26 protein-coding genes and 1 pseudogene are annotated in these 26037 nt (G+C 53.8%); 15 read left to right on the top strand and 12 right to left on the bottom strand.

What is annotated here, in order from left to right; genetic code table 11:
- Positions 1-13: 13 nt before the first annotated feature.
- The 3 genes and pseudogenes from FCL49_RS23495 to kbl all read right to left on the bottom strand — a co-directional run bounded on the left by FCL49_RS23495 (position 14) and on the right by kbl (position 3572).
- Positions 14-1227, bottom strand: a pseudogene (locus FCL49_RS23495) (IS3 family transposase).
- A 113-nt stretch (positions 1228-1340) separates the two neighbouring features.
- Positions 1341-2366 carry an L-threonine 3-dehydrogenase gene (gene tdh, locus FCL49_RS23490; protein WP_135318523.1) on the bottom strand — a complete coding sequence of 342 codons (1026 nt, stop codon included), beginning with the start codon at positions 2364-2366 and terminating at the stop codon, positions 1341-1343.
- A 9-nt stretch (positions 2367-2375) separates the two neighbouring features.
- A complete protein-coding gene (gene kbl / locus FCL49_RS23485; protein WP_012147497.1) occupies positions 2376-3572 on the bottom strand; it encodes a glycine C-acetyltransferase in 1197 nt (398 codons plus the stop codon).
- A 240-nt stretch (positions 3573-3812) separates the two neighbouring features.
- Between kbl and rfaD the strand changes: the two genes are divergently transcribed.
- From rfaD to FCL49_RS23455, 6 genes are read left to right on the top strand one after another with little or no spacing between them, the layout of a single operon-like run.
- Positions 3813-4742 carry an ADP-glyceromanno-heptose 6-epimerase gene (gene rfaD, locus FCL49_RS23480; RefSeq protein WP_174355345.1) on the top strand — a complete coding sequence of 310 codons (930 nt, stop codon included), beginning with the start codon at positions 3813-3815 and terminating at the stop codon, positions 4740-4742.
- A gap of 23 nt (positions 4743-4765) precedes the next feature.
- The gene (gene rfaF, locus FCL49_RS23475; protein WP_174355344.1) at positions 4766-5812 is read left to right on the top strand and encodes an ADP-heptose--LPS heptosyltransferase RfaF; all 1047 of its coding nucleotides are present in this window, start codon (positions 4766-4768) and stop codon (positions 5810-5812) included.
- 2 nt (positions 5813-5814) lie between these two features.
- On the top strand, positions 5815-6780 hold the full coding sequence (gene rfaC / locus FCL49_RS23470) for a lipopolysaccharide heptosyltransferase RfaC (RefSeq protein ID WP_174355343.1): 966 nt from the start codon (positions 5815-5817) through the stop codon (positions 6778-6780).
- On the top strand, positions 6777-7946 hold the full coding sequence (locus FCL49_RS23465; protein ID WP_174355342.1) for a glycosyltransferase family 4 protein: 1170 nt from the start codon (positions 6777-6779) through the stop codon (positions 7944-7946). The genes rfaC and FCL49_RS23465 overlap by 4 nt, the downstream gene beginning before the upstream one ends.
- A 22-nt stretch (positions 7947-7968) precedes the next feature.
- A complete protein-coding gene (locus tag FCL49_RS23460; RefSeq protein ID WP_174355379.1) occupies positions 7969-9204 on the top strand; it encodes an O-antigen ligase family protein in 1236 nt (411 codons plus the stop codon).
- 6 nt (positions 9205-9210) lie between these two features.
- A complete protein-coding gene (locus FCL49_RS23455; RefSeq protein ID WP_174355341.1) occupies positions 9211-10194 on the top strand; it encodes a glycosyltransferase family 2 protein in 984 nt (327 codons plus the stop codon).
- Here the strand turns inward: FCL49_RS23455 and FCL49_RS23450 are convergent.
- Together FCL49_RS23450 and FCL49_RS23445 are read right to left on the bottom strand one after the other, a co-directional pair.
- Positions 10191-11294 carry a glycosyltransferase family 9 protein gene (locus FCL49_RS23450; RefSeq protein ID WP_174355340.1) on the bottom strand — a complete coding sequence of 368 codons (1104 nt, stop codon included), beginning with the start codon at positions 11292-11294 and terminating at the stop codon, positions 10191-10193. The two genes, FCL49_RS23455 and FCL49_RS23450, sit on opposite strands and share 4 nt — an antisense overlap.
- Position 11295: 1 nt before the next feature.
- Positions 11296-12252 carry a polysaccharide deacetylase family protein gene (locus FCL49_RS23445; protein ID WP_174355339.1) on the bottom strand — a complete coding sequence of 319 codons (957 nt, stop codon included), beginning with the start codon at positions 12250-12252 and terminating at the stop codon, positions 11296-11298.
- A gap of 212 nt (positions 12253-12464) precedes the next feature.
- Between FCL49_RS23445 and rfaQ the strand changes: the two genes are divergently transcribed.
- Genes rfaQ through FCL49_RS23430 form a run of 3 tightly spaced genes read left to right on the top strand, consistent with a single transcriptional unit; the run spans position 12465 to position 15771 of the window.
- Positions 12465-13547: a putative lipopolysaccharide heptosyltransferase III gene (rfaQ, locus tag FCL49_RS23440; RefSeq protein WP_174355338.1), complete on the top strand. Its 1083-nt coding sequence runs from the start codon at positions 12465-12467 to the stop codon at positions 13545-13547.
- Entirely contained in the window at positions 13544-14671 is a 1128-nt protein-coding gene (locus FCL49_RS23435) for a glycosyltransferase family 4 protein (RefSeq protein ID WP_174355337.1), read from the top strand. Before rfaQ ends, FCL49_RS23435 begins: the two co-directional genes overlap by 4 nt.
- A 2-nt stretch (positions 14672-14673) precedes the next feature.
- Positions 14674-15771, top strand: coding sequence for a glycosyltransferase (locus FCL49_RS23430; RefSeq protein WP_174355336.1), 1098 nt, complete (start codon positions 14674-14676; stop codon positions 15769-15771).
- A gap of 31 nt (positions 15772-15802) precedes the next feature.
- Here FCL49_RS23430 and FCL49_RS23425 read toward each other — a convergent pair whose 3' ends face one another.
- Positions 15803-16816, bottom strand: a complete 1014-nt coding sequence (locus tag FCL49_RS23425; protein WP_174355335.1) for a glycosyltransferase family 9 protein — start codon at positions 16814-16816, stop codon at positions 15803-15805.
- Positions 16817-16941: 125 nt separating this feature from the next.
- On the opposite strand from FCL49_RS23425, the gene waaA reads away from it, so the two are divergent.
- The 3 genes from waaA to coaD are packed head-to-tail and all read left to right on the top strand — an operon-like array spanning position 16942 to position 19482.
- Positions 16942-18219 carry a lipid IV(A) 3-deoxy-D-manno-octulosonic acid transferase gene (waaA, locus tag FCL49_RS23420; protein ID WP_174355334.1) on the top strand — a complete coding sequence of 426 codons (1278 nt, stop codon included), beginning with the start codon at positions 16942-16944 and terminating at the stop codon, positions 18217-18219.
- Positions 18220-18993: a glycosyltransferase family 2 protein gene (locus tag FCL49_RS23415; protein WP_174355333.1), complete on the top strand. Its 774-nt coding sequence runs from the start codon at positions 18220-18222 to the stop codon at positions 18991-18993.
- Positions 18994-18996: 3 nt separating this feature from the next.
- Complete coding sequence (gene coaD / locus FCL49_RS23410; protein ID WP_085120057.1) at positions 18997-19482, top strand: pantetheine-phosphate adenylyltransferase; 486 nt, start codon at positions 18997-18999, stop codon at positions 19480-19482.
- Here the strand turns inward: coaD and mutM are convergent, their stop codons facing one another.
- The 4 genes from mutM to radC all read right to left on the bottom strand — a co-directional run bounded on the left by mutM (position 19483) and on the right by radC (position 21734).
- Positions 19483-20292 (bottom strand): bifunctional DNA-formamidopyrimidine glycosylase/DNA-(apurinic or apyrimidinic site) lyase, encoded by an 810-nt coding sequence (mutM, locus tag FCL49_RS23405; RefSeq protein WP_174355332.1) that lies wholly within the window; start codon positions 20290-20292, stop codon positions 19483-19485. It lies immediately after the preceding gene.
- Between the two features lie 79 nt (positions 20293-20371).
- Positions 20372-20539 (bottom strand): 50S ribosomal protein L33, encoded by a 168-nt coding sequence (gene rpmG, locus FCL49_RS23400; protein ID WP_004392084.1) that lies wholly within the window; start codon positions 20537-20539, stop codon positions 20372-20374.
- A gap of 11 nt (positions 20540-20550) precedes the next feature.
- Positions 20551-20787, bottom strand: coding sequence for a 50S ribosomal protein L28 (rpmB, locus tag FCL49_RS23395; RefSeq protein ID WP_004953342.1), 237 nt, complete (start codon positions 20785-20787; stop codon positions 20551-20553).
- 263 nt (positions 20788-21050) lie between these two features.
- The gene (gene radC, locus FCL49_RS23390) at positions 21051-21734 is read right to left on the bottom strand and encodes a RadC family protein (RefSeq protein ID WP_135318541.1); all 684 of its coding nucleotides are present in this window, start codon (positions 21732-21734) and stop codon (positions 21051-21053) included.
- A 180-nt stretch (positions 21735-21914) separates the two neighbouring features.
- Between radC and coaBC the strand changes: the two genes are divergently transcribed.
- The 3 genes from coaBC to slmA all read left to right on the top strand — a co-directional run bounded on the left by coaBC (position 21915) and on the right by slmA (position 24419).
- Complete coding sequence (gene coaBC, locus FCL49_RS23385; protein WP_174355331.1) at positions 21915-23132, top strand: bifunctional phosphopantothenoylcysteine decarboxylase/phosphopantothenate--cysteine ligase CoaBC; 1218 nt, start codon at positions 21915-21917, stop codon at positions 23130-23132.
- Entirely contained in the window at positions 23110-23568 is a 459-nt protein-coding gene (gene dut / locus FCL49_RS23380; RefSeq protein WP_012147515.1) for a dUTP diphosphatase, read from the top strand. The genes coaBC and dut overlap by 23 nt, the downstream gene beginning before the upstream one ends.
- A 254-nt stretch (positions 23569-23822) precedes the next feature.
- A complete protein-coding gene (gene slmA, locus FCL49_RS23375; RefSeq protein ID WP_012147516.1) occupies positions 23823-24419 on the top strand; it encodes a nucleoid occlusion factor SlmA in 597 nt (198 codons plus the stop codon).
- Positions 24420-24467: 48 nt separating this feature from the next.
- Here slmA and pyrE read toward each other — a convergent pair whose 3' ends face one another.
- Both pyrE and rph read right to left on the bottom strand, forming a co-directional pair.
- A complete protein-coding gene (gene pyrE, locus FCL49_RS23370) occupies positions 24468-25109 on the bottom strand; it encodes an orotate phosphoribosyltransferase (protein ID WP_174355330.1) in 642 nt (213 codons plus the stop codon).
- 92 nt (positions 25110-25201) lie between these two features.
- Positions 25202-25918, bottom strand: coding sequence for a ribonuclease PH (gene rph / locus FCL49_RS23365; protein ID WP_135318542.1), 717 nt, complete (start codon positions 25916-25918; stop codon positions 25202-25204).
- Positions 25919-26037 lie beyond the last annotated feature (119 nt).

The following is a 26037-nucleotide window of genomic DNA, read 5'->3' as shown; positions in this document are numbered from 1 at the left end:
ACACTTTTCAGCCTTATAACGCCCGATGTACTTCATCGGGCGTTTTGTATTGTAGCGACAGATGTGGCCGTCGTGTGTTGTAGATTTCCACTGACTGCCTGACCATCTTCCTTGCCTGCCCGATATCTTCCGGTCTGCCAAGCAGATACTCCATTTTTAATATCCCGTTTACCCGTTCCGCCAGGGCATTCTGGTAACAGTCATACCCATCCGTCATTGAACAGGTAACACCATGCCGTTGATGTAATTCCTGATATTCCTTCGAACAGTACTGGATACCCCGGTCTGAGTGATGAACCAGCGCATGGGTTGTGCGCCTGCCGGCTAACGCCATTTTGAACGCGTTGGCCACATGCCGGGTATGCAGGCTATCGTGAACATGATAACCCACGATTTTTCGCGACCAGGCATCGGTTACCAGACTCAGATACGCCGTGCCTGTCCGCAGCGGAAGGTAGGTGATATCCGCTACCCACACCTGTTCCGGGCGATGGGCAATGACCTGATTTGCACCCGGCTTCAGCAAATTGGGATGGCGGTAAAAACGATGATGGCTGTGTGTCGTCTTGTGATAGGCCCGTTTGGGCATCACCAGCAGCCGTGAACAGCGCAGTATCTGGAACAGGCGGTCCCGGCCAACGTGCAACGCGGGCTCTGGCTGCTGTCGCAACAAGTAATGCAGTTTGCGTGTGCCCAGCCGGGGCTGGTGCAGCCGAATGGCGGTCACGTGCTCAACGATGTGCCGGGCCTGTCTTTCTTTCCCGCACTCGCGTTGCAATGACTGATACCACGCCTGCCGACTGATGCCCATATACCGGCAGACGCGCGTTATTGTGAGTCTCGGCGTTTGTGTTTGCGTGATAAGACGGCCAACTGCTTTTTTGTCAGTGTGGCTCCGAACTCGGTATTCATCACTTTCACAACGGCTTCAAAAAACTGGGCTTTGACTTCTTATTCAGCCAGTTGCTGTTCCAGCTCTTTAATGCGTTGTTCGGGCGTAAGCGGCATTTTGGGCATGGTGACTCCGCACGTTCTTGTGGGGGAGGATGAACGCCAGTCGAGTTGACCGTGCTTGCGTAGCCAGTTCAACACCGTTGCGTTTCCCTGAATACCGTACCGGTCAGTGGCCTGACGGCAGGTCATTTCACCTTTTTCGACCTGTTCGACGACGGCTAATTTAAAGGATAGAGAGTAATCGCGTTGCGTGCGTTTAACATACTGGTTCATCACATTTTCCTCTGCGCGTGAGTAAAATGTGTCAACGCTATTTAGGACGGGTCAAAGCATAAAGAAAGGGGCCGGAATCCCGGCCCCTTTTACTCCTGAGCAGTTGTTTAAAACTAATCCCAGCTCAAAACCACTTTGCCGGACTGACCGGAACGCATGGCGTCAAAGCCCTGCTGGAACTGGTCGATTGAGAAACGGTGGGTGATGATAGGCGTCAGATCCAGACCAGACTGGATCAGCGCTGCCATCTTATACCAGGTCTCAAACATTTCACGGCCGTAAATCCCTTTGATAAACAGCCCTTTGAAGATCACCTGATTCCAGTCGATCGACATATCCGACGGTGGAATACCCAGCATGGCAATACGCCCACCGTGGTTCATCGCATTGAGCAAGGTACGAAACGCCGGTGGCGCACCGGACATTTCCAGCCCAACGTCAAAGCCTTCGGTCATGCCCAGCTCGGCCATCACGTCATTCAGGTTTTCTTTGCTGACGTTTACCGCTCGGGTCACGCCCATTTTGCGCGCCAAATCCAAGCGGTATTCGTTAACGTCGGTGATCACCACATGGCGGGCACCAACGTGCTTGCACACCGCCGCCGCCATGATGCCGATCGGCCCGGCACCGGAAACCAGCACGTCTTCGCCAACCAGATCAAACGACAGCGCGGTGTGCACCGCATTGCCGAACGGGTCGAAGATAGACGCCAGTTCATCGGAAATATTGTCCGGGATCTTGAATGCGTTAAACGCCGGGATCACCAGATATTCAGCAAACGAGCCTGGGCGGTTCACGCCTACGCCGGTGGTATTGCGGCACAGGTGCGTACGGCCACCACGGCAGTTACGGCAATGGCCGCAGGTGATATGGCCTTCGCCGGAAACACGGTCACCAACGGTGAAGCCTTTAACTTCCTGACCGATGGCAACCACTTCACCGACATACTCATGGCCGACCACCATAGGGACCGGGATGGTTTTCTGTGACCATTCATCCCAGTTATAAATATGAACATCGGTACCGCAGATCGCAGTTTTACGGATTTTAATCATGATGTCGTTATGGCCCAGCTCCGGCTGAGGCACATCGGTCATCCAAATCCCTTCTTCCGCTTTCAGTTTTGACAATGCTTTCATGGTTTTACCTTATGCAATAACGCCAAGATCCTTACCGATACGAATGAACGCCGCAATCGCTCGTTCAATTTGCTCCGGGGTGTGATCGGCGGACATCTGGGTGCGGATGCGCGCCTGGCCTTTCGGCACCACCGGATAGAAGAAACCCGTTACATAGATGCCTTCCTTGAGCAACGCATTGGCGAATTCCTGCGCCAGTTTTGCTTCACCCAACATCACCGGGATGATGGCGTGATCGGCCCCGGCCAGCGTAAAGCCCGCCGCGGTCATTTTTTCACGGAACAGGCTGGCATTGGCCCACAGGCGGTCGCGCAACGCGTCACCCTGCTCCAGCAGTTCCAGGACTTTAATCGAAGCGGCAACGATCGCCGGCGCCAACGAGTTGGAGAACAGATAAGGGCGCGAACGCTGACGCAGCCATTCCACCACTTCTTTCTTCGCCGCAGTATAACCGCCGGAAGCGCCGCCCAATGCCTTACCCAGGGTGCCGGTAATGATGTCGACGCGCCCCATGACTTCACAATATTCGTGGGTGCCGCGCCCATTGGCCCCAACAAAACCAACCGCGTGGGAGTCATCTACCATCACCAGCGCCTGATATTGGTCCGCCAGGTCACACACCCCTTTCAGGTTGGCGATCACGCCGTCCATAGAGAACACACCGTCGGTGGCGATCATAATGTGGCGGGCGCCGTCGGCTTTCGCCTGCTCAAGCTGCGCGGCCAGTTCGGTCATGTCGTTGTTGGCGTAGCGGTAGCGCTTCGCCTTGCACAGGCGGACACCGTCAATGATCGACGCATGGTTCAACGCATCGGAGATAATCGCGTCTTCCGGGCCCAACAGGGTTTCGAACAGCCCGCCGTTGGCATCAAAGCAGGAGGAGTACAGAATGGCGTCTTCCATACCGAGAAAATCGGCCAGCTTTTGTTCCAACTGTTTATGGCTGTCCTGGGTGCCACAGATAAAGCGTACCGACGCCATGCCGAAACCGTGGCTGTCCATACCGGCCTTGGCTGCCGCGATCATTGCCGGATGGTTGGCCAGGCCAAGATAGTTGTTGGCGCAGAAGTTGATCACGTGGCGGCCGTCAGCAACGGCAATATCCGCCTGCTGAGCGCTGGTGATGATGCGTTCTTCTTTGAACAAACCTTCGCTACGGGTGGTCTCAAGTTGTTGTTCCAACTGCTGATAAAAAGACGCGGACATTCGGTTATCTCCAGGATGGGTCTGTTTTCAACATATTTTACTGATTTGTAACCAAACTGACGAGAATCTGCGGGAGAGAATATGAAAATTGCAGCAGATATCACGGCAAAGTGCTGCGGTGCTCGACATTGCGGGATATTCGGAGCCCGTCCGATGTTTGCGGCGACATGAAATGCTATTATAAGCGACATTGTGTGTGGGACAGCCTGTCCCACCGGGCAGAATAACAGGGGTAACCCAATGATTATCGTCACTGGTGGCGCCGGCATGATCGGCAGCAATATCATTAAAGCGCTCAATGACACAGGGTATCGCGATATCCTGGTGGTAGATAACCTGAAAGACGGCACCAAATTCGCCAATCTGGTTGATCTCGATATCGCCGACTATATCGATAAAGAAGATTTCATCGCCAATATCATCGCCGGTGACGATCTGGGCGAAATCGACGCCATCTTCCATGAGGGCGCGTGCTCTTCCACCACCGAGTGGGACGGCAAGTACATGATGGACAATAACTATCAGTACTCCAAAGACCTGCTGCACTACTGCCTGGATCGGGAGATCCCGTTCCTGTACGCCTCGTCTGCCGCTACCTACGGCGGCCGCGTAGAATTTATCGAAGAGCGCCAATTTGAAGCACCGCTGAACGTCTACGGCTACTCCAAATTCCTGTTCGACCAATATGTCCGCGAAATTCTGCCGCAGGCGGAGTCGCAGATTTGCGGCTTCCGTTACTTCAACGTTTATGGCCCACGCGAAGGTCACAAAGGCAGCATGGCCAGCGTGGCGTTCCACCTGAACGGCCAGATCAACCGCGGCGAAAGCCCAAAACTGTTCGACGGCAGCCAAGACTTCAAACGTGACTTCATCTACGTCGGCGACGTGGCGGCAGTCAACCTGTGGTTCTTGAAAAGTGGCGTGTCCGGCATCTTCAACTGCGGCACCGGCCGTGCGGAAACCTTCCAGGCGGTAGCCGATGCCGTAGTCGACTTCCACCAAAAAGGTGCGGTAGAAAACATCCCGTTCCCGGAAAAGCTGAAGGGCCGCTACCAGGCGTTTACCCAGGCCGATCTGACCAAGCTGCGCGATGCCGGCTATGACGCACCGTTCAAAACGGTCGCCGAAGGCGTGAAAGAGTACATGGCCTGGTTAAACCGCACCGCTTAAGCTGAAGGGATTTGACGTAGGGTATGAAAATACTGGTTATCGGCCCTTCTTGGGTTGGCGATATGATGATGTCGCAAAGTCTCTACCGCACCCTGAAGGCCGAGCACCCAACGGCAGAAATTGATGTGATGGCGCCGGCCTGGTGCCGTCCATTACTGGCACGTATGCCAGAGGTCAGTCAGGCCCTGTCGATGCCATTGGGCCACGGTGCGCTGGCGCTCGGTGAACGCCGACGACTGGGGCATGCCCTGCGAGCCAACGGCTACGATCGCGCTTATGTGCTGCCAAATTCATTCAAATCCGCGCTGGTGCCGTTCTTTGCCAAGGTGCCGCAACGCACCGGCTGGCGCGGAGAAATGCGCTATGGCCTGCTGAATGATATTCGCTTGCTGGACAAAGCCGCCTTTCCACTGATGGTGCAGCGTTACGTGGCGCTGGCCTACGATAAACAACGCATTCAAAGCGCCGCAGATCTGCCGCAGCCACTGCTATGGCCGCAACTGCAGGTCAGCGACGAAGAAATTGCCGAAACCACCGCTGCCTTCAATCTGACCGATCACCGGCCGATTATCGGCTTTTGTCCAGGCGCCGAATTTGGCCCGGCCAAACGCTGGCCGCACTATCACTACGCCGCACTGGCGCAGAAGCTGATTGACCAGGGTTATCAAATCGCCCTGTTTGGCTCCGCCAAAGATAATGAAGCCGGTGAGCAGATACGGGCCGCGCTGGATGATGACTCCCGCGGTTTTTGCATGAATCTGGCTGGAGAAACCCAGCTTGAGCAAGCGGTGATCCTGCTGGCTTCCTGTTCGGCCGTGGTCAGTAACGACTCCGGCCTGATGCACGTAGCAGCCGCGTTGAATAAGCCGCTGATTGCCTTGTACGGCCCAAGCAGCCCGGACTTCACACCGCCGCTGTCCGACAAGGCCAAAGTGATCCGCTTAATCAGTGGTTACCATAAGATACGCAAAGGCGATGCCGACCAGGGTTATCATCAGAGCCTGATCGATATTCAGCCACAGCAGGTGTTGGACGCGCTGACGCCGTTACTTGCCGCCAGCGAGGAATAAACATGCAGGTGTTGATTGTAAAAACCTCCTCCATGGGGGATGTGCTCCATACGCTGCCGGCACTGACCGACGCCATGCGGGCTATTCCCGGCATCCGCTTTGACTGGGTGGTCGAGGAAGGTTTCAGCCAAATTCCTACCTGGCACCCGGCGGTAGACCGCGTGATCCCGGTGGCGATCCGCCGTTGGCGCAAAAACTGGTTCGGCAGCGAAACTCGCCAGCAACGCTGCGACTTTAAACGTGTGGTTCAGGAACGTGACTACGATGTCGTGATCGACGCCCAGGGGCTAATCAAGAGTTCCGCGCTGATCACCCGCATCGCCAAAGGCAGCAAGCACGGCCAGGACAGTAAAAGCGCCCGCGAGCCCTTCGCCAGTTGGTTTTATAACCACCGCCATGAGATCGACAAAAAGCAGCATGCGGTAGAACGCACACGTGAGCTGTTCGCCAAAAGCCTGGGCTATGATAAACCGGACAGCTACGGTGATTACGCCATTGCGGCCCGTTTTCTCAGCCATCCACCGGCCGACGCCGGACAGTATCTGGTGTTTTTGCACGCCACCACCCGCGATGATAAGCACTGGCCGGAAGCTCATTGGCGCGATCTGATTGCGTTAACCGCACCGAGCGGATTAAAGATTAAACTGCCATGGGGCGCTGAGCACGAACGCCAGCGCGCGCTGCGTCTGGCGGAAGGCTTTCCGCACGTAGATGTGTTGCCAAAACTCAGTTTGCAACAGGTTGCCGAAGTCCTGGCAGGAGCAAAAGCCGTGGTCTCGGTTGATACCGGCCTCAGCCACTTGACCGCCGCGCTCGACAGGCCGAATATCACCCTGTTCGGCCCTACCGATCCAGGCTTGATCGGCGGCTATGGTCAGAATCAACACTCATTGATTTCCCCAGAAAAAAGCATGGCAACCCTCACCGCCGACGCAGTCTGGGCAGAGTTGCAAAAGGTTATTGAATGAAAAAACTGCATGTTATCAATTTGGGGAAAATGGGGGGCGTTGAACGCCTGTTCCTGCAGTATATCAACGACACCAGCGACGGCAGCAATGAGGTGATTTGCATCAGCAGTGAAGTCGGCGAAGAAATACGTCGGCAAATGCCTGGCCAGAAAGTGACCTTTGCCAATCGACTGATCAACGCGCTCCCCCTGCGCTGCCCGCAGTTTTTGCGTAAATACCTGCTGAAAAGAAAAATCGAGCGGGCCAACGCCGACGTGGTGATCGTTTGGGACCTGATTCCGGGCCTGGCTGGAAAACCTAAACGCGGCAAGCTGGTGTATTACGATCACGGCTGTTCATGGCGCTATCCGAAAAACCACAAGACATTGCGTTTTCTGGCGATGTTGGACGGTTGCATCTCTGCGTCCTACGCCTCAAAACGGGTTATGGCGCTACGGTTTAACCTGCCCTGCCCTAATCACGTGGTGATAAATCGACTGAAGACGCCCTCGGGCATCAGCGATAGTCTGAAACCGCTCAGTAAACCTGTCAGGATCGGCACGGCATCACGCCTGGTGAGCCTGAAAGGCATTAGTGTTTCGTTGCTGATGATGCAAGAGCTGCTGCGTCGTGGACATGACGTGACATTGGAGATCGCTGGCAAGGGCCCGGATCGGGCAGCATTTGAAGCCCTGGCCGAGAAACTTGGGCTGGGTGATAAAGTCACTTTCAGCGGCTTTCAGGATAACGTGGCCGACTTCTTTAACCGTATACATATTTATATGAGTACGCCGATCACCGAGCCCTTCGGCTTATCCTGCATGGAATCGTTATATTTCGGCGTACCGGTGATTTTCCCGCAGGTCGATGGCCAGCCCGAGGTGATTCAAGACGGACAATGCGGTATTGGCCTGTCCCCCTCGGTGGCGATTGAAGAACATCAACGCCTGACCGGCATCCTGGTGGACTTCCCACACGATGTCTACGATCCGGTTAGCGATACCCTGGTAACGCCGAAACTGCTGTCACACCTTGAGTGTGCGGATGCGGTAGAAAGGCTGATGGTGCCGGAAACCTATCAAAATATGAGTCAAAATGCGCAACGTTACCCGGCCGAACATTTCAGCTATACCCTGTTCAAAACCGAGTTTGAAGACGCGATGAAATCATTTATTGTCCAACCGTAATGTGAGCCGGAAACCAAGACCCATGCTACTAAAAGATACAATACCGCATCCCGCCTTCAGTTATCTCATCTATCTCGGATGCGCTATCGCCTTTTGCACGATCCCTTTCGGCTCCGATACCGGAAGAAATATTTTCTATATTTCCAGCTACATTTCCTTCATTGCCGTTTGTCTGAATCTGCGATATTTCTTTAAAAACAAACGTAATTTGATCCTGCCAATACTGTTTTTCTGCGTGGGTATGGCGACTATTTTCTGGATGAATCATTTCAAACAGCCGGGCGATTACATCAACATTTACCGATCCTATATGTCGACCGGTAAGTTGCAGATTGCTACCGCATTTATTCTGTTGATTGCCTTAAATGAACGACTTTGCATGCAACGCGCATTTATTGTCGTCGCATTAGTAACCGGGATCACCGTCAATGGTTACTCGCTTTATCAGGGGCTATGGCTGGATATTTCACGCGTAGAACTCAATTTTGATCGTGCCACCGTTGCCGCCTATCTGATTACTGCCATCAACCTGGTGATGATGCAGGCAATACTGATGCTACAGACCAAATACCGCATCCCGCTATACATTATCGGATTCCTGGTGACCTTCTCCACACTGGTGATCACCGGCACGCGAGCAGCAATGTTGGTTTATCCGGTTGCGGTTGCCCTGTCGATATTGGCAACAAAAAATCTGATTTCCCATAAACATAAACTTCAGTTGATTGCCTCCGTGCCGCTGCTGCTCCTTGTCTGCGGCTTCATCTTTAAATCGCAGATAGAACAGCGCATTGCCGATTTTAAAACCAATATGCAACTGGTGAATACTCCGGAAATCGATAACTCAATTATGTCCCGCCTTTCGATGCAAATAATCGGCGTACGTACTGGTACCTTAGCACCCCTGGGGCAGTCTGCAGAGCAACGCGGAGAGGAAATAAAAACCATTGTCGCCAAGCAGCCTGAACTGTATGGCGTCATGCCTTATATTAATGTGCATCTGCATAACGAACTGCTGGAGACCTATTCACTCAAAGGTGTTTGGGGGGTGTTATTTTTGCTGGCGCTCTACATCGGCCTATTCGTTTCTTCACTTAAGCCATATCGTAATGCGATGCTGCTGGGAGTGACATTCAGCCTGTTTGTCTATGGACTCAGCGACGTTATCTTCTTCAGCACCGAAGGCACTGCCATGTTCTGCCTGGCGATTATCGCCAGCGTGTTATCAGTGAAGAAAACGCCCCCGGCTCAGGATTGAAAAAACATGGATTCATCACTACACCTGCTCAGCTTTATCGTACCGTTTTACAATAACGAAAATTTCGTGGTCGCCAGCCTGAGCTCGCTGTTCAACCAGATTGGTGATGATATTGAGGTAGTTATCATAGATGATGGCTCAACGGATGCATCCGCTTCAAGGGTTCGCCAACTATTGGCCGAACGGCAGCATCCGCATGTGACTTTTATCTCGCAGAAAAATGGTGGCATCGCTTACGCCCGTAACATCGGGCTGCATCACGCCAAAGGGAGCTATATCACTTTCCTTGACGGTGATGATTTACTGAGCAGTAACTACCTGACCATCTTGCGGCCATTGCTGATTGCCAATGAATATGACCTGATTGACTTTAACTATCAGAAATTTAACGAAATCCCGCCAACACAAGCTGTCGAGACAGTCGCTAACAGCAGCGCTTATGACTTTGCCCATCGCGGACTGTCCTGTTTAACCCCATTATTTGCCAACTCAATGTGGCATCTCTGGAGCCGGGTCTACAGACGTACGTTGTTGGGGAACGAGTCATTCGAAAACGGTCGACGTTATGAAGACGTGATCTTCACCCCTTTCCTGTATTTCAAAACCAGGAAGATTGCCCATATCAATCAGGTGCTTTATTTCTACCGTGACAATGGCCACGGGATCACCCGCAATGTCAAAGCCAAAGACATTGAAGATATGCTGTTTGCTATCAACAAAATGCTGCGCTATATCGACCAACATCCCGGTGATGAAGCGCTGCGGCAGTTGGCGGCCTTAATGCTCGCCAACTGTTTTTCTGAAATGAGGGGCATGTCGAAGGTGCTGTACGGGTACTATCACTATCAGCCGGAGGTGCTCCACATCCTTCGCCGGCTGGCTGACGTATGCCGCAATAGTGATGTACCACGTAAAAAAATCCGCCAAATGCAATTCGCACCAATAGATAGCTGGCTGTCAAAAATTCGCTGGCGATTGAAAAAGCGCTAAATGCGCGCTTTATCCAACGACAGATGATCCACCACTTCGGCGTAAATACGCTGCGGCTGGATCACCCCCATCGGGCTTTCCGCCTCCAGTGGCATGGTATAGCCGGTGCGGGAAACCTGAATAATCCGATGAAGTTCCAGATCCTGAATCGGCCCGGTAGAACGTGAATCGGCGGTGACAAACAAACTGATGGTTTTAACCTTCAGTGCCACCGCAAGGTGCAACGGCCCGGTATCCCCGGTGATCAGCACATGGAAACTGTCGATCAGCGTCAATAATGCCTGCAACCCTGTTTTTCCAATCCGATTGTCCACACATGCCCGGGTTTCAGGACTGACCTGACTCAGGAATTGTTGCGCTTTGCCTTCATCAAAAGGTCCGCCAATCAATACTATGCGTACGTTGCCCTGCCTGGCCACCAGTTCGTCAGCCAGCCGGACAAAATGCGAAACCGGCCAGCAGCGTGACTCGGTAGAGGCCCCAAGCTGGAATCCAATCGTGCAGTGCTCAGTGCTTTTGACACCTGGCTGGTAAGGCGCTGGAATTTCCATGGTGGGATCATCGCTACGGCATCCCAGAATTGAAATCAGCTCCAGCTTGCGGCGAATAAAGTGACCGTAGTAATGGAAAATATAGTTGGTCAGCCAGGGTTCAAGCCCGCAAATGCCGGAGCTGTAGTTATCCCTGATAATATATTTAGCTCCGGATAAGACGGCGCTAATAATGTCATACGGCAGATGTGAGTGCAGGATCAACGCCAAGTCAGGCTGATGCTCGCGCAATGATTTTAGCAATGGACGCATGGTTTTGATTTTACTGTCCCAGTACACCACCCGATCGTAATAACGGCCGTTCTCTACCAGTTCCTGGTTCTTTTTATGCACCACCAACGTAATGTGGGCGTCAGGGTAGCGTTCCCGCATCGCACGCAGCGCAGGCGTGTTGAACATAAAGTCACCCAGCGCCGTGGTGGAATAGATAACGATATTGTCAAACTGCAGCTGACTGTCGAAAGTCGCCTTATCCTTGAAGCGGTCAGACTTTGCGGTATAGCGTCGCAAAAACCAATCCGCGACCTTAATTTTCCATTTTTTCGACATGTCAGTTCACTTTAAGTTGATAATACTCGGCCAACGTCATACCCACCGTGCGTTGCTGCAGCCAGGCAAAAAGCTGCTCCAAATCACGATATAACACTTCAATATCCTGCTGCGTTTTAAAGGTCGGGCTGCCGCCGGGCATAAACTCGGACGAATGCAGCATAAATTCAACGTAGTCATGCCCCTGCGCCAGGCAGCGTTCAGCGACCGACTTCATTTTTTCCAGATTACCGCCACTGGGCCGCAGCCAATTGACCGACGGTGAACGCTGTTTGCCACGCAGGCTATCGTAACCCTGCTTTAGCGTATTCATCAGCGCTGAATGCTTATACTGGATACTCATCGGCACTTCCAGCAGCGAGGAGGAACCCGCCCTGGCGATATTTTCCGGATCGATAAAATAGGCCTGCGACGGGAAGTTACGATAGTCGGTGCCGCCGTTACCCTGCGGGTTACCCGGTGAGTATTGCCAGTTCACTCGCGGCGTTACCGAACAATCCACCTGGTAGCCATATTCCAGCAGCAAACCCGCATAGTATTCATTAAACGCCCAGCGCCCGGCACGGTGGCTGAGCATCTTGGTCTGGAAGCTGTCTTCCAGCAACTTGGTCATATGATCGACCTTGGCGCGGATTTGATCGGCCGGGTATTCGATCAGATAGGGTTTATGTCGCCAGTCGTCGTCGGTTAAGGGCGTCAGCGGTGGACTGTTCCAGGCATGCAAATGCATGCCAACTTCCCCGGTATTACGCGCAATCACATCGCGGGCAAACTCGACATACTCAGCATCCACCGCCATTTCGTAGTTGGTGAGGTACACCGGCTTAAAGCCATATTTCTCACACAGCGTCTGAAAGCGCGGCAAAAAGCGCGTGTTTTCGGTCGAAATACGATCGTGGTTTTGCCACAGATTGTCGCCTTCGGTATCAATGGTGATGAGAAATGCCGGTTTGGTCATAAATAGAAAGCCTGATATCCATAGATATACATTATGTTACGCAGGGCGTTTCACCAGGGCAAACGACTTCGCTGCCTGGTTTGGACAACGTTGAAGGCCTTTTGTCTCTCTTCCCCATGATTTTTTCACTGTATAACGAGAAAACTCTGCAACAGTAGCCACATGCGATCGGGTCATTTAGAATCAAAGATTGGTTTCCCTGAAAGCGACTCATGATGAACGACGCGCCAGCCCTAACGCCTGATACTTCGATACAGCGTATTCTGATCGTTAAACTTCGCCATCACGGCGACATGTTGCTGATCACGCCGGTCATCAATACCCTGCGACAAAATTACCCGCAGGCGCAGATCGACGTACTGCTGTATAAAGAAACCCAGGAGATGCTGGCCAGCCACCCGGCTCTGACAAACGTCTTCGCTATCGATCGTCAATGGAAAAAACAGGGCACTAAAGCGCATCTGAACCATGAACTTAACCTGATACGGCAGCTCAAGGCCCAGGGTTACGATCTGGTGGTCAATCTGGCCGATCAGTGGCGCAGCGCCCTGCTCACCAGGCTGACCGGCGCGCGTATTCGTCTGGGTTTCGATTTTCCCAAGCGTCAGGGCTTCTTATGGCGCCATTGCCATACCCATTTGGTACCGGTGAGCAATCACGCCCGGTTGCATACGGTTGAACAGAATTTGTCACTGTTGCAACCACTCGGCCTGCCAATCCTCAGCCAACAGGTGACCATGAGCTACCCACCGCAGGACTGGCAGACCTGCGAGCAGTTGTTGCAGCAACAAGGCATTAGCGGTGATTTTATTGTGGTGCAACCCACCTCTCGCTGGTTCTTCAAATGCTGGAGCGAAGAGAAAATGGCGGCCACGATCGGTGCGCTACAGGCCGATGGTCACCAATTGGTGATAACCTCTGGGCCGGACGCAAAAGAACGTGAAATGGTGGCACGTATTTTGGCGCTTTGTCCGCCGCAGGGCGTGGTTTCACTGGCCGGCCAACTGACGCTGAGACAACTGGCTGCCCTGATTGACCACGCTAAACTGTTTATCGGCGTAGATTCGGTGCCTATGCATATGGCCGCGGCGCTACAGACCCCCTGCATCGCACTGTTTGGTCCTTCCAAACTGGTGTTCTGGCGCCCCTGGCAGGTCATTGGCCACGTGATATGGGCCGGAGACTACGGCGACTTACCCGATCCGGACGCCATCAATACCGGCACCGATGAACGTTATCTGGACCTTATTCCTACAGACGCGGTGATTGCAGCCGCGCGGAGCCAGCTTGCATGAAAGCATTTCGTTTGGCGATCGTTCGCCAAAAATACCGCCCGGACGGTGGCGCTGAGCGTTTCGTTTCCCGCGCCCTTGAGGCGCTGGAACAGCAGGACCTCGATCTGAACGTTATCACCCGCGAATGGCAGGGTGACGCCAATCCAAACTGGCATATCCACCTGTGTAATCCGCTAAAATTCGGCCGCATCAGCCGTGAACGTGGCTTTGCCGAAGCGGCCAGAGCGCTGTGGCAGAAAGAAAACTTCGATCTGGTGCAAAGCCATGAGCGCATCCCAGGCTGCGATATTTACCGCGCCGGTGATGGCGTCCATCGCCGCTGGTTATTGCAGCGGGCACGTTTGTTGCCGGAGTGGCGTCGTAAATGGCTGTTCTCCAATCGCTATCACCGTTACGTGATGTGCGCAGAACGGGCAATGTACGCTGCGCCGGAACTGAAGGCCGTTATCTGCAATGCCGAAATGATTAAGCAGGAAATCATCGATGACTTCGGAGTCCCCGCCGATAAAATCACGGTGATCTACAACGCCATCGATAATCAAAAATTTCCGCCCGCCGATGCCGAACTACGCCAGCAGCTGCGTCTGCAATATCAGATCCCGCAACAGGCCCACTGCCTGGTTTTTGTCGGCTCCGGTTTTGAACGCAAAGGGCTGGCCGCTGCCATCCGTGCCGTCGCGGCGACCGAAAGCTATCTGTTGGTGGTAGGCAAGGATAAGGCGGAAAAACGTTATCAGGCGCTGGCGCAATCACTGGGCTGCAGCGATCGGGTGAGATTTATGGGGGTGCAGAAACAAACGTTGCCGTTCTATCAGGCCGCCGATGCGCTGCTGTTGCCCACGTTGTACGATCCGTTCCCCAACGTCATTCTGGAAGCCATGTCTTGCGGTCTGCCGGTCATTACCAGCACCACCTGTGGCGGCTCGGAGTTTATCACCCAGGGCCAAAATGGCTTTGTTACCGATGCCCTTGATGTCCCCGCGATGATCGCGGCGATCGCAGCGCTACCACACCAGGCCCTGGGCTCCGCCATGGGTGAGGCAGCAAGAGCGCGTATCATGTCGGCTACCCCGGCACGCCTGTCGGAACAGCTGATCTCCCTTTATAACCGACTGCTGGATTAACTATGCGTATTCTGATGATAATCGACGGCCTGCCCGGCGGAGGCGCTGAAAAAGTGGTTCTGACCCTGTGCCAGGGAATGCAGCAAATGGGCCATGACGTCAGTCTGATTTCATTGCGCGATGTCTGTAACTACCCGATCCCCGCAGGCATTCACTATCAGGTGGTCGCGGACAGCAGCCGTTCGCCATGGCGCAAACTGACCGAACTGTCACGCCGCGCCGCCGCGCTGGATCGGGCGATCGCCGACAATGAGCGCCAACAGGGTGCCTATGATTTGGTGTTCTCGAATCTGCATAAAACCGATCGCATCGTCAGCCGCAGCAAATTGCTCTCGTCAGACCGCCTGTGGTTCTGCATTCACGGTATTCTGTCGACCTCTTATCTGGGCCATCGCAAGGGGCTGGATCGTTGGCTGAAACAACGGAAAATCGCCGGGGTTTACCAGGGCAGAAATATCGTTGCCGTCTCACAAGCCGTGGGCAACGACTTGCAGCAGAATTTGCCGATCCGCCCAAACAGATTGGCGGTGATCAATAATCCTTTTGATATTGCCGCCATCGAGCAGCAGGCAGCGGAACCCTGCGAGCTGGCAGGCAAAGATTATCTGGTACACGTCGGACGGTTTCATCCTCATAAGCGCCACGACCGCCTACTAAAAGCCTATGCGCAATCGGGCATAAAAGCCCCGCTGGCGTTGATTGGCACCGGCAACGAAGCCAGCGTAGGGGAAGTGAAACAGCTGGCAAACCAGTTGGGTATCGCAGACCGCGTGCTGTTCCTCGGCTTCCAGGCCAATCCCTACCCGTTTATTCGGCACGCATCGCTGCTGGTACTTAGCTCCGACAGCGAAGGCTTTGGTAACGTGCTGGTGGAAGCGCTGCTCTGTGGTACCCCAGTAGTCAGTACCCGTTGCCCCGGCGGGCCTGCGGAAATTCTGGAAAAAGCGGGAATGGATAACGCACTGGCGGAACTCAATGAAAAATCACTGGCGGAAAAAATGACAGATATTTATGCCAACCCACCAGAGATTAATTACCAACAACTATTGAGTTATGGACTAGAGCCTATTTGTCAGCAATATCTGGCACTCAAAAAATAAATAAGGCAGGGGATCCCTGCCTCATCTTTAATTAATTTAACGTCTGTATTTTTTGCCAGACGTCTTCCACAGAAACATCAATACAGTCGCCCGATTCGGTTTGCAGGATCTGATAGCGACCAGTCCATGGATGCCAGGACTCTTTATCCGTATCGCCAAAGAACACCACCATGTCTTTATTCAACGCGGCGGCCAGATGCATCTGCCCACCATCGCTGCACAGCACCCTGTCGCATAAATCAAAACCGGCCAGCAGTTCACGCACCGACGCCGTTGGGTACAGCGCCACACGCTCACTCTGACATAGCGCCAACAACTGCTCTGCGCGTTTCTGATCGCCAACATCATCCGGCGTTAACGTGCCCTGAGGAGACCAGAAAATCAGTACCGCCGTATTCTGATCGGCGAGTAAGCGGTTGATAATTTCGGCATAGCGTTCGATCGGCCAGCGCCGCTTAGGGCTGCGACTGCTGATATGCACCGCAAAAACTCGCTCGACCGGTGGTAAGCATTTTTGCAAACGCTGCGCCGCCTGCTGGCGCTCTTCAGCCGTCAGGTACACCCGTACCGGCGGGATCGGAATGCTCTGGTCAGTAATCGCCGAAAGGTAGCTGTAAGTGTGCTCTACCTGATGCTTGCCGCTGAAATTCTCCTTACGAAAAGGATGATGAATATCAGCCGTGCCCAAGTCAGCGCCAATAATATTGCTGATCCCCGCCATTTTCGCCAATCGCAGGCTGTACTTGCAGGGAACCGGGTTGGCCAGGATCGCTGCATCAAATTTTATTTTGCGCAGTTTAAGGAAAATCATCAGGCGTTCGAAATAAACCCCCAACGTGGTTTCATTTTTCGCCTTGTGCTTGGCCTTTTTATAGACGAAAACCTTTTCAAGGTGCGGGTTATTTTTAACAACATCCTGACTGACTTTATTGATTAACAGATAAAGTTTGGCATCCGGATAGGCAATTTTCACCCCTTCGATCAGCGGAGTGGTACAAACAAGATCGCCAATATTATCGCGGCGAATAATTAAAATATTCTTCATTCCAAGCCTATCAGCGAAATCTCTCGCCTGTTGTCTGAAACTGACACCCAAGGTTACCAAATTAGCGCCTTTCCCTTCCAGTTATGGTACTATTCTGAATAACCCATATAAATGAAATTGATAGAATGTTGCTGCGTTTATATCAGGTACTACTCTACCTCATCCAACCCCTGATCTGGCTCCGCTTACTGTTGCGCAGCCGCAAAGCTCCAGCCTACCGTAAACGCTGGGCAGAACGCTATGGCTTCTGCGCCGGAAAAGTCGTACCGGGCGGCATCATGCTGCATTCTGTCTCCGTGGGTGAAACGCTGGCCGCCATCCCGTTGGTTCGCGCGTTACGCCACCGCTACCCCTATTTACCGATTACTGTGACCACCATGACGCCGACTGGTTCAGAACGCGTGCAGTCCGCCTTCGGTAAAGACGTTCATCATGTTTATCTCCCTTATGACCTGCCCGGCTCGATGCGCCGTTTCCTGGATCAGGTGAACCCCAAGCTGGTTATCATCATGGAAACCGAGCTGTGGCCCAATCTGATTAACGCCCTGCATCAGCGTCAGATCCCTCTGGTGATCGCCAACGCCCGACTTTCCGCCCGCTCTGCCGCAGGCTATAAAAAAATCGGCGGTTTTGTCCGCGATATGCTGCGCCGCATTACGTTGATCGCCGCGCAAAATCAGGAAGATGGCGAGCGTTTTGTCGAACTTGGCCTGAAACGCTCACAACTGACTGTAACCGGCAGCCTGAAATTCGATATTTCCGTTACGCCAGAGTTGGCTGCGCGCGCAATCACGTTACGCCGCCAATGGGCGCCGCGTCGCCCGGTGTGGATCGCCACCAGCACCCACGAAGGTGAAGAAAGCATTCTGCTGGCCGCACACCGTAGACTGTTGGAAAAACACCCTGACCTGCTGCTGATCCTGGTGCCACGTCACCCAGAACGCTTCCCTACAGCCAAAGAGCTGGTGCAAAAAGCCGGCTTCAGCTACACCCTGCGTAGCAGTGGTGAAATTCCGTCAGGCGGTACCCAGGTGGTGATCGGCGATACCATGGGCGAGCTGATGCTGCTGTACGGCATTGCCGATCTGGCCTTCGTTGGCGGCAGCCTGGTGGAGCGCGGTGGACATAACCCGCTGGAAGCTGCTGCGCACGCCATCCCGGTGCTGATGGGGCCACATATCTTCAACTTCAAGGATATCTGCGCCAAGCTGTCACAGGCCGAAGGCCTGATCACCGTGACCGATGAGGATTCGCTGGTCAAGGAAGTGGCTACGCTACTCACCGACGAAGACTATCGCCGCTATTACGGCCGCCACGCGGTAGAAGTGCTGTATCAAAATCAGGGAGCGCTGCAGCGCCTGCTGCAATTGTTAGAACCGCACCTGCCGCCTCGGAGCCATTAAATGAGCGAGCGCAAAAGCCTGTCGGTGGTGATTATCGCCAAGAACGAAGCCGGGCTGCTGCCGGATTGTCTGCAATCCGTAGCCTGGGCAGATGAAATTGTCATGCTCGACTCAGGCAGTCAGGATGACAGCGTCGCCGTGGCTGAAAGTTTGGGCGCCAAAGTATTCACCCACATCGACTGGCAGGGGTTTGGCAAACAGCGTCAACTGGCTCAGAGTTACGCCAGCCACGACTATATTCTGATGATCGACGCCGACGAACGCGTTACACCGGAGCTGCGCCAGTCAATTGAACAAACGTTGACCGCGCCGGACGATAATCAAGTCTACAGCTGCGCACGCCGCAACCTGTTCCTCGGACGTTTTATGCGTCACAGCGGCTGGTACCCGGATCGCGTCAACCGGTTGTACGCCAACCAGCGCTATCGCTATAACGATAATCTGGTGCATGAGTCGCTCAATATCAACGGGGCGAAAGTGGTGCCTCTTAATGGCGATCTACTGCACCTGACCTGTCGCGACTTTTTTGCCTTCCAACGCAAACAGCTACGTTATGCCGAAGAATGGGCCAATCAACGCCACCAGGCCGGCAAGCGCTGCGGCTATCTCTCGATAATAACCCACACTGTTGGCGCCTTCTGCAAGACCTGGCTATTGCGTGCCGGCTTCCTGGACGGTAAACAGGGGTTGCTGTTAGCCGTGGTCAACGCGCAATATACTTTCAATAAATATGCCGCACTCTGGGCATTGGGCCGCAACTTTTCAGAGAAGTGAATCATGACCCGTAAAGCCATTTATCCCGGTACTTTCGACCCCATGACCAACGGCCACCTGGATTTGGTAACCCGTGCGTCATTGATGTTCGATCACGTCATTTTGGCGATTGCCGCCAGCCCGAGTAAAAAGCCGCTGTTCACACTGGAAGAGCGCGTAGCTTTAGCCAGCCAGGTGACATCTCATCTGGATAATGTGGAAGTGCTGGGGTTCAGTGAACTGATGGCGCATTTCGCTGCCCATCAGAATGCCAATATTCTGGTTCGCGGCCTGCGTGCGGTTTCTGATTTTGAATATGAACTACAGTTGGCCAATATGAATCGCCATTTGATGCCGACGCTGGAAAGCGTATTCCTGATGCCTTCCGAAGAGTGGTCGTTTATCTCGTCCTCGCTGGTGAAAGAAGTGGCGCGTCACGGCGGTGACATCGCCCCTTTCCTGCCGGCAGTGGTCACTCAGGCATTGTTCGAAAAGCTGGCCGCACAATAATCAACGCTGGCAGCGTGGGCAGAAGAAAGTGCTACGCTGCCCGTGCTTGGCGGATTCAATCGGCGTACCGCACGCGCGGCAAGGCTCACCCGCACGGCCATAAACCTGCAATTCCTGCGCAAAATACCCCGGTTTGCCATCCGACTGCAGGAAATCACGCAGCGTGGTGCCACCCTGCTCAATAGAACGCAGCAATACCGCTTTAATGGTTTCCACCAAGACTTCGGCCTCGACCTTGCTCAGCGAGCCTGCAGGCCGGTCAGGCAGGATCCTGGCGGTAAATAGCGATTCACTGGCATAGATATTACCCACCCCCACTACCAGCTTGTTATCCATCAGCCAGGGTTTGAGTAGCGTCCGCTTGTTGCGTGATTTTTCGTACAGGTAGGCAGCGGTAAAGGCTTCACTCAAGGGTTCCGGCCCAAGGTGAGCCAGCACATTGCTGGTCGCCAGGTCGTCACACCATAGCCAGGCACCAAAACGGCGCGGATCGGTATAACGTAGCGTCATGCCATTGCTGATCACCAGATCGACGTGGTCGTGCTTTCCAGCCTCGGTTTCTTCCGCCAACATCCGCAGGCTGCCTGACATCCCCAGATGGACGATAATCCAGCCGCTAGCCAGTTCAATCAGCAGATACTTGGCGCGACGCTGTACGCTAAGTACCGGCTGGTCGCTCAACGCCAGAATTTGCTCGGAGACCGGCCAACGCAGGCACGCATTGCGTACCACGGCATACTGAATGCTATGACCCACCAGGTAAGGTTCAATACCGCGGCGGCTGGTTTCAACTTCTGGTAATTCAGGCATCTGGCGCTCTCCTGTCGGTTTTCTACTCTTATAACGCAAAAAACCCGGCCGAGGCCGGGTTTTTATTAATCCACTAAAATTATTTAATTTTAGCTTCTTTGTAGATCACGTGCTGGCGGACAACTGGATCGAATTTCTTCAGTTCCAATTTTTCCGGCTTAGTACGCTTGTTCTTCGTGGTGGTATAGAAGTGACCAGTACCAGCAGAAGAAACCAGCTTGATCTTCTCGCGAACACCTTTAGCCATGATGCAGTTCCTTAATACTTCTCACCACGGGTACGCAGATCGGCCAAGACCGTCTCAATACCCTTCTTATCAATAACACGCATACCTTTAGCAGATACACGCAGCGTTACAAAGCGCTTCTCAGCCTCAACCCAAAAACGGTGTGAGTGCAGGTTCGGCAGAAAACGGCGTTTGGTCGCGTTCATTGCGTGGGAACGGTTGTTACCGCTCACCGGGCGCTTGCCAGTAACTTGGCAGACTCGTGACATGTCTATTCTCCAAAAATCAAATCAGCTCGAGCTTCGTATAGAGTATGGCCGCCTCGTCAGGCTTTTAGAGCCCATCTCAGCAAACTTCATACTGAGGAGACTCTCGTCATCAGGTTAGAAACCACACATCAGGTTGGAAACCTGCTGAGATAGGCTCTTACGCCAAACCCAAGATTCTCAAAGGTGGCGTAGTATACGCTCTGAAGCGTAAGTGCTCAAGTCCCGAACAGCTAAAGATCCCAGAAGGATCGCGAAAAAATCGCTTAAAGCCATCCGCGCTCGGCAAAAGAGACACATTCACCCCGACCTATCACCAAATGATCGAGCACTCGGATTTCCAATAACAGGCAGGCATTAACCACTTGCTCGGTTATCAAACGATCGGCATGACTGGGTTCCGCCTTACCCGAAGGGTGATTATGCGCCAGAATAATGGCGGCCGCATTAGCCTTCAACGCTTCACGCACAATTTCTCTCGGGTATACGACAACGCTGCTGATGGTACCAGCAAACATCTCCTGATGGCGAATAACACGGTGCTGATTGTCTAAAAACAATACCAAAAACACTTCCCGCTCATGATGTGCCAGCAAACTTTGCAAATAATGCTGGGTCATCCTGGGATTAAGCATGGCATTTTCCTGCGCCAGATGGCTGGAAAAGAAGCGGAACGCCAACTCGGAAATCGCCTGCAGTTGCGCATAACTGGAATTACCCAGCCCTTTATGGCTACAAAAAACCGAATGATCCGCCGACATCAGGTGATACAGCGAGCCAAACTGCTCCAACAACTGTTCAGCCAGTTGCATGACATGCACCCCAGGAAAACCGGTGCGCAGAAAAATGGCCAACAGCTCCGCATCTGACAGTGCCGACGCACCGTAACGCAATAGTTTTTCCCGTGGTGCCAGCGTGTCCGGCCACAAGGTGATTACCTGACTGCTCATCTTCGCCTCCCTGAAAACGCCACAGCATGCCACGCAGCGAAGAGGCCAACGACAGGTGATTGATAACATTGCGAAGTACTGCGCAAAGCACAATGTAACGCACTGCAGTCTCAGCAGAATCGCTCACCTGTCTGGCGGTTATGCTAAAATGGCACATCTTTCGGATTCAATCGGACAATCATGATGACGGGACTTTCCGGCAAACATATTGTGCTTGGCATCAGTGGCGGCATCGCCGCATACAAATGCCCAGAACTGGTACGCCGCCTGCGTGACAGAGGCGCCGAAGTGCGTGTGATTATGACCAACGCGGCGAAAGCCTTTATCACGCCGCTGACGCTGCAGGCCGTTTCCGGCCATCCGGTCTCAGACGATCTGCTGGATCCCGCCGCCGAAGCGGCAATGGGTCATATCGAGCTAGGTAAATGGGCAGATCTGGTGATCCTGGCTCCGGCCACCGCCGATCTGCTGGCGCGCGTCGCCGCCGGTATGGCCAACGATCTGCTGACCACGGTTTGCCTGGCCACTGCGGCCCCCATTGCCGCTGCACCCGCCATGAACCAACAGATGTATCGTGCCGTCGCCACCCAAGCCAACCTGCAAACTCTGCAGGCACGCGGCATGCTGCTGTGGGGGCCAGACAGCGGCAGCCAGGCCTGCGGTGACATCGGCCCTGGCCGCATGCTCGATCCGCTGGAAATTGTCGAACTGGCGAACAGCCATTTCTCTGCACCACAAGATCTGCAACATTTGAAGATTATGCTCACCGCCGGCCCGACGCGTGAAGCCTTGGATCCGGTACGTTTCATCAGCAATCACAGCTCCGGCAAAATGGGCTTTGCCATCGCCCGCGCCGCCGCCGCCAGGGGTGCGCAGGTCACGTTGATAGCCGGGCCGGTCAATCTGCCAACCCCTCCCTGGGTCACCCGGGTAGACGTCATCAGCGCGTTGGAAATGGAGCAGGCGGTACAGCAACGCGCCGCAGCGCAAGATATTTTTATCTCTTGCGCCGCAGTAGCCGATTACCGTGCGGAACAGATTTCCGATGAAAAAATAAAAAAACAGGGTGATGAAATCATCCTCAAAATGGTAAAAAACCCCGACATCGTTGCCGGCGTTGCCGCAATGACGAAAAAGCGCCCCTTTGTCGTCGGGTTTGCCGCCGAAACCCAGAATGTGGAAGAATACGCGCGACAAAAACTGGCGCGTAAGAAACTGGATTTAATTTGCGCTAATGATGTATCGCTTGCAGAGCATGGGTTCAACAGTGACACCAATGCCTTGCACCTTTTTTGGCAGGATGGAGAAAAGCGCCTGGCGCTGAGCGACAAGGCACTCCTTGGCCAACGTTTAATAGACGAGATAGTCAGCCGTTATGATGAAAAAAATCGACGTTAAAATCCTGGACCCGCGTATCGGCAAGGATTTCCCATTACCGACCTACGCCACCCCGGGCTCTGCCGGGCTCGATCTGCGCGCCTGCCTGGATAGCGCCGTTGAACTGGCACCGGGTGAAACCCAGTTGCTGCCTACCGGCCTGGCGATTCATATCGCCGATACCGATCTTGCGGCAGTGATCTTGCCACGCTCCGGCCTGGGCCATAAACACGGTGTGGTACTGGGCAACCTGGTCGGCCTGATCGATTCCGATTATCAGGGTCAACTGATGGTTTCCGTCTGGAACCGCGGTCAAAAATCCTTCACTATTGAGCCCGGCGAACGTATCGCACAGATGGTATTCGTGCCAGTGGTGCAAGCTGAGTTCAATCTGGTCGAAGAATTTGACAGCAGCGAACGTGGTGCCGGTGGTTTTGGCCATTCCGGCCGTCACTAAGCGATACCCGATTGCCGACAGGGAAACGTCGCCTGAAATCTTGCCACTCCGGAGAGAAGGACAGCTCTACGGCAAGGTTTGGCCGGCTACGATTTCAGCGCAGACCAGGACGCGCGGAGAATACAGGTCGTTAAGGCCGCTGACCCCAGCATCGTAAAAAAGCTATCACATAAGCCGCACAGGGATAATCTCTGCAGCGGCCGGTGCCCGGGTTTTCGAAAGTCTAAGCAGTTTTAGCAAGGGTCTAATCAGACATGGCAGAAAAAGAAAAAATCAAAAGGAACCGGCGCGAAGAAATACTGCAGGCGTTAGCCCAAATGCTGGAATCCAGCGACGGCAGCCAGCGTATTACCACCGCTAAACTTGCCGCTAACGTCGGAGTCTCCGAAGCTGCACTGTACCGGCACTTTCCAAGTAAGACACGGATGTTCGACAGTCTGATCGAGTTTATTGAAGACAGCCTGATCACCCGCATCAACCTGATCCTGCAGGATGAGAAAGAAACCTTTAACCGCCTGCGTTTGATTCTGTTACTGGTGCTGGGGTTTGCCGAACGTAACCCGGGCCTGACGCGCATCATGACCGGCCACGCACTAATGTTTGAGCAGGATCGGCTGCAGGGGCGAATCAACCAGCTGTTTGAACGCATCGAGGCGCAGCTACGCCAGGTGTTGAAAGAACGAAAACTGCGGGAAGGAAAAGGCTTTATCGTGGACGAAACGTTGCTGGCAAGCCAGTTACTGGCGTTCTGTGAAGGCATGCTGTCACGCTATGTGCGCTCTGAATTCCGCTACCGCCCAACGCAAGAATTCGATGGCCGCTGGCCACTGTTGGCAGCACAACTGCAGTAAATCCTATGCCGGGCGCAGTCAAATGCGCCCGGCATAGTAGATCCCGCGTTAAACCCCGTACTGCTCGCGATAAGCACGAACTGCCGCCAGGTGATCCGCCATTTCCGGTTTTTCTTCCAGATAAACAATCAAATCCTTCAGCGTCACGATGGAAATGACCTTGCAGTGATAATCACGCTCAACTTCCTGAATGGCAGAAATATCCGCGCGGCCGCGCTCCTGGCGATCGAGAGAAATCAATACTCCAGCCAACGAAGCACCACCAGCGCCGATGATTTCCATCGATTCACGGATCGCCGTACCGGCAGTGATGACGTCGTCCACCAGCATCACACGGCCCTGCAGTGGGCTGCCTACCAGCGTGCCCCCTTCGCCATGGGTTTTGGCTTCTTTACGGTTAAAGCAGTACGGCACATCACGCTCATGATGTTCCGCCAATGCGACCGCCGTGGTGGTGGCGATCGGAATGCCTTTATAAGCCGGACCAAACAGCAGGTCGAACTCAATACCGGAATCCACCAGCGCTTCGGCATAGAAACGCCCTAACAGCGCGAGATCACGCCCGGTATTAAACAGGCCGGCATTAAAGAAATACGGGCTGGTGCGGCCGGATTTCAGGGTAAACTCGCCGAATTTCAATACCTGCTTGTTAAGCGCGAACTCGATAAACTGGCGCTGATAGGCTTTCATTACTGCGTCTCCTCGTCTGGTCGGTTAGATCTGTTAATACTGCCGCCCGATCGCCGGGCGTAAAAAAGGCGACTATTGAGTCGCCTTAATAATTAGTCTGCCAGCGCCGCTTTCTGCGCCTGGAAGATGGTATCGATGCCCCCTCGGGCCAGCGCCAACAGCGCCAATAGCTCATCGTGGCTGAACGGCTCGCCCTCGGCGGTGCCCTGCACCTCAATCATGCGGCCATCTTCCATCATCACTACGTTCATGTCGGTTTCTGCCGCAGAGTCTTCGACATACTCCAAATCGCACAGCGCTTCGCCGTTAACGATACCAACGGAAACTGCCGCTACCATTCCTTTCATCGGATTAGCTTTCAGCTTGCCGTTGGCCACCAGCGTATTTAACGCATCGGCCAGCGCAACACAGGCACCGGAAATAGACGCGGTACGGGTGCCACCATCGGCCTGCAAGACGTCGCAGTCGAGCGTAATGGTGAACTCACCGAGCTTTTTCAGATCTACCGCTGCACGAAGCGAACGGGCGATCAGGCGCTGAATTTCCAGCGTACGGCCGCCCTGCTTGCCTTTTGCGGCTTCGCGGGCGTTACGGCTGTGGGTAGAACGCGGCAGCATGCCGTATTCAGCGGTGATCCACCCCTGGCCCTGACCTTTCAGGAAACGCGGAACGCCTTCTTCTACCGTGGCGGTGCACAAAACCTTGGTATCGCCAAACTCAACCAGCACTGAGCCTTCTGCATGTTTGGTATAGTGACGGGTCAGTGTCAGTGGGCGAACTTGTTGTGGTGCTCTGCCTGCAGGACGCATGGGCTCTCTCCGGCTTCTAATCAACGATTGGCTGCGCATTATACGGGCTTAGTGACGTAATGCCTATCCTGCCCGCATCTCCAACGCTATAATCGCTTCATCTTTTCCTATTACGGGTA

It is taken from the genome of Serratia proteamaculans, assembly GCF_013337185.1.
Classification (GTDB): domain Bacteria; phylum Pseudomonadota; class Gammaproteobacteria; order Enterobacterales; family Enterobacteriaceae; genus Serratia; species Serratia proteamaculans_D.
This window is presented reverse-complemented; position numbering and strand designations above follow the sequence as displayed.

What these genes read in the sequence shown, in the direction of transcription:
- tdh (WP_135318523.1), bottom strand. Translation starts at nt 2,366, where the DNA reads ATGAAAGCATTGTCAAAACTGAAAGCGGAAGAAGGGATTTGGATGACC.
- kbl (WP_012147497.1), bottom strand. Translation starts at nt 3,572, where the DNA reads ATGTCCGCGTCTTTTTATCAGCAGTTGGAACAACAACTTGAGACCACC.
- rfaD (WP_174355345.1), top strand. Translation starts at nt 3,813, where the DNA reads ATGATTATCGTCACTGGTGGCGCCGGCATGATCGGCAGCAATATCATT.
- rfaF (WP_174355344.1), top strand. Translation starts at nt 4,766, where the DNA reads ATGAAAATACTGGTTATCGGCCCTTCTTGGGTTGGCGATATGATGATG.
- rfaC (WP_174355343.1), top strand. Translation starts at nt 5,815, where the DNA reads ATGCAGGTGTTGATTGTAAAAACCTCCTCCATGGGGGATGTGCTCCAT.
- FCL49_RS23465 (WP_174355342.1), top strand. Translation starts at nt 6,777, where the DNA reads ATGAAAAAACTGCATGTTATCAATTTGGGGAAAATGGGGGGCGTTGAA.
- FCL49_RS23460 (WP_174355379.1), top strand. Translation starts at nt 7,969, where the DNA reads ATGCTACTAAAAGATACAATACCGCATCCCGCCTTCAGTTATCTCATC.
- FCL49_RS23455 (WP_174355341.1), top strand. Translation starts at nt 9,211, where the DNA reads ATGGATTCATCACTACACCTGCTCAGCTTTATCGTACCGTTTTACAAT.
- FCL49_RS23450 (WP_174355340.1), bottom strand. Translation starts at nt 11,294, where the DNA reads ATGTCGAAAAAATGGAAAATTAAGGTCGCGGATTGGTTTTTGCGACGC.
- FCL49_RS23445 (WP_174355339.1), bottom strand. Translation starts at nt 12,252, where the DNA reads ATGACCAAACCGGCATTTCTCATCACCATTGATACCGAAGGCGACAAT.
- rfaQ (WP_174355338.1), top strand. Translation starts at nt 12,465, where the DNA reads ATGATGAACGACGCGCCAGCCCTAACGCCTGATACTTCGATACAGCGT.
- FCL49_RS23435 (WP_174355337.1), top strand. Translation starts at nt 13,544, where the DNA reads ATGAAAGCATTTCGTTTGGCGATCGTTCGCCAAAAATACCGCCCGGAC.
- FCL49_RS23430 (WP_174355336.1), top strand. Translation starts at nt 14,674, where the DNA reads ATGCGTATTCTGATGATAATCGACGGCCTGCCCGGCGGAGGCGCTGAA.
- FCL49_RS23425 (WP_174355335.1), bottom strand. Translation starts at nt 16,816, where the DNA reads ATGAAGAATATTTTAATTATTCGCCGCGATAATATTGGCGATCTTGTT.
- waaA (WP_174355334.1), top strand. Translation starts at nt 16,942, where the DNA reads ATGTTGCTGCGTTTATATCAGGTACTACTCTACCTCATCCAACCCCTG.
- FCL49_RS23415 (WP_174355333.1), top strand. Translation starts at nt 18,220, where the DNA reads ATGAGCGAGCGCAAAAGCCTGTCGGTGGTGATTATCGCCAAGAACGAA.
- coaD (WP_085120057.1), top strand. Translation starts at nt 18,997, where the DNA reads ATGACCCGTAAAGCCATTTATCCCGGTACTTTCGACCCCATGACCAAC.
- mutM (WP_174355332.1), bottom strand. Translation starts at nt 20,292, where the DNA reads ATGCCTGAATTACCAGAAGTTGAAACCAGCCGCCGCGGTATTGAACCT.
- rpmG (WP_004392084.1), bottom strand. Translation starts at nt 20,539, where the DNA reads ATGGCTAAAGGTGTTCGCGAGAAGATCAAGCTGGTTTCTTCTGCTGGT.
- rpmB (WP_004953342.1), bottom strand. Translation starts at nt 20,787, where the DNA reads ATGTCACGAGTCTGCCAAGTTACTGGCAAGCGCCCGGTGAGCGGTAAC.
- radC (WP_135318541.1), bottom strand. Translation starts at nt 21,734, where the DNA reads ATGAGCAGTCAGGTAATCACCTTGTGGCCGGACACGCTGGCACCACGG.
- coaBC (WP_174355331.1), top strand. Translation starts at nt 21,915, where the DNA reads ATGATGACGGGACTTTCCGGCAAACATATTGTGCTTGGCATCAGTGGC.
- dut (WP_012147515.1), top strand. Translation starts at nt 23,110, where the DNA reads ATGATGAAAAAAATCGACGTTAAAATCCTGGACCCGCGTATCGGCAAG.
- slmA (WP_012147516.1), top strand. Translation starts at nt 23,823, where the DNA reads ATGGCAGAAAAAGAAAAAATCAAAAGGAACCGGCGCGAAGAAATACTG.
- pyrE (WP_174355330.1), bottom strand. Translation starts at nt 25,109, where the DNA reads ATGAAAGCCTATCAGCGCCAGTTTATCGAGTTCGCGCTTAACAAGCAG.
- rph (WP_135318542.1), bottom strand. Translation starts at nt 25,918, where the DNA reads ATGCGTCCTGCAGGCAGAGCACCACAACAAGTTCGCCCACTGACACTG.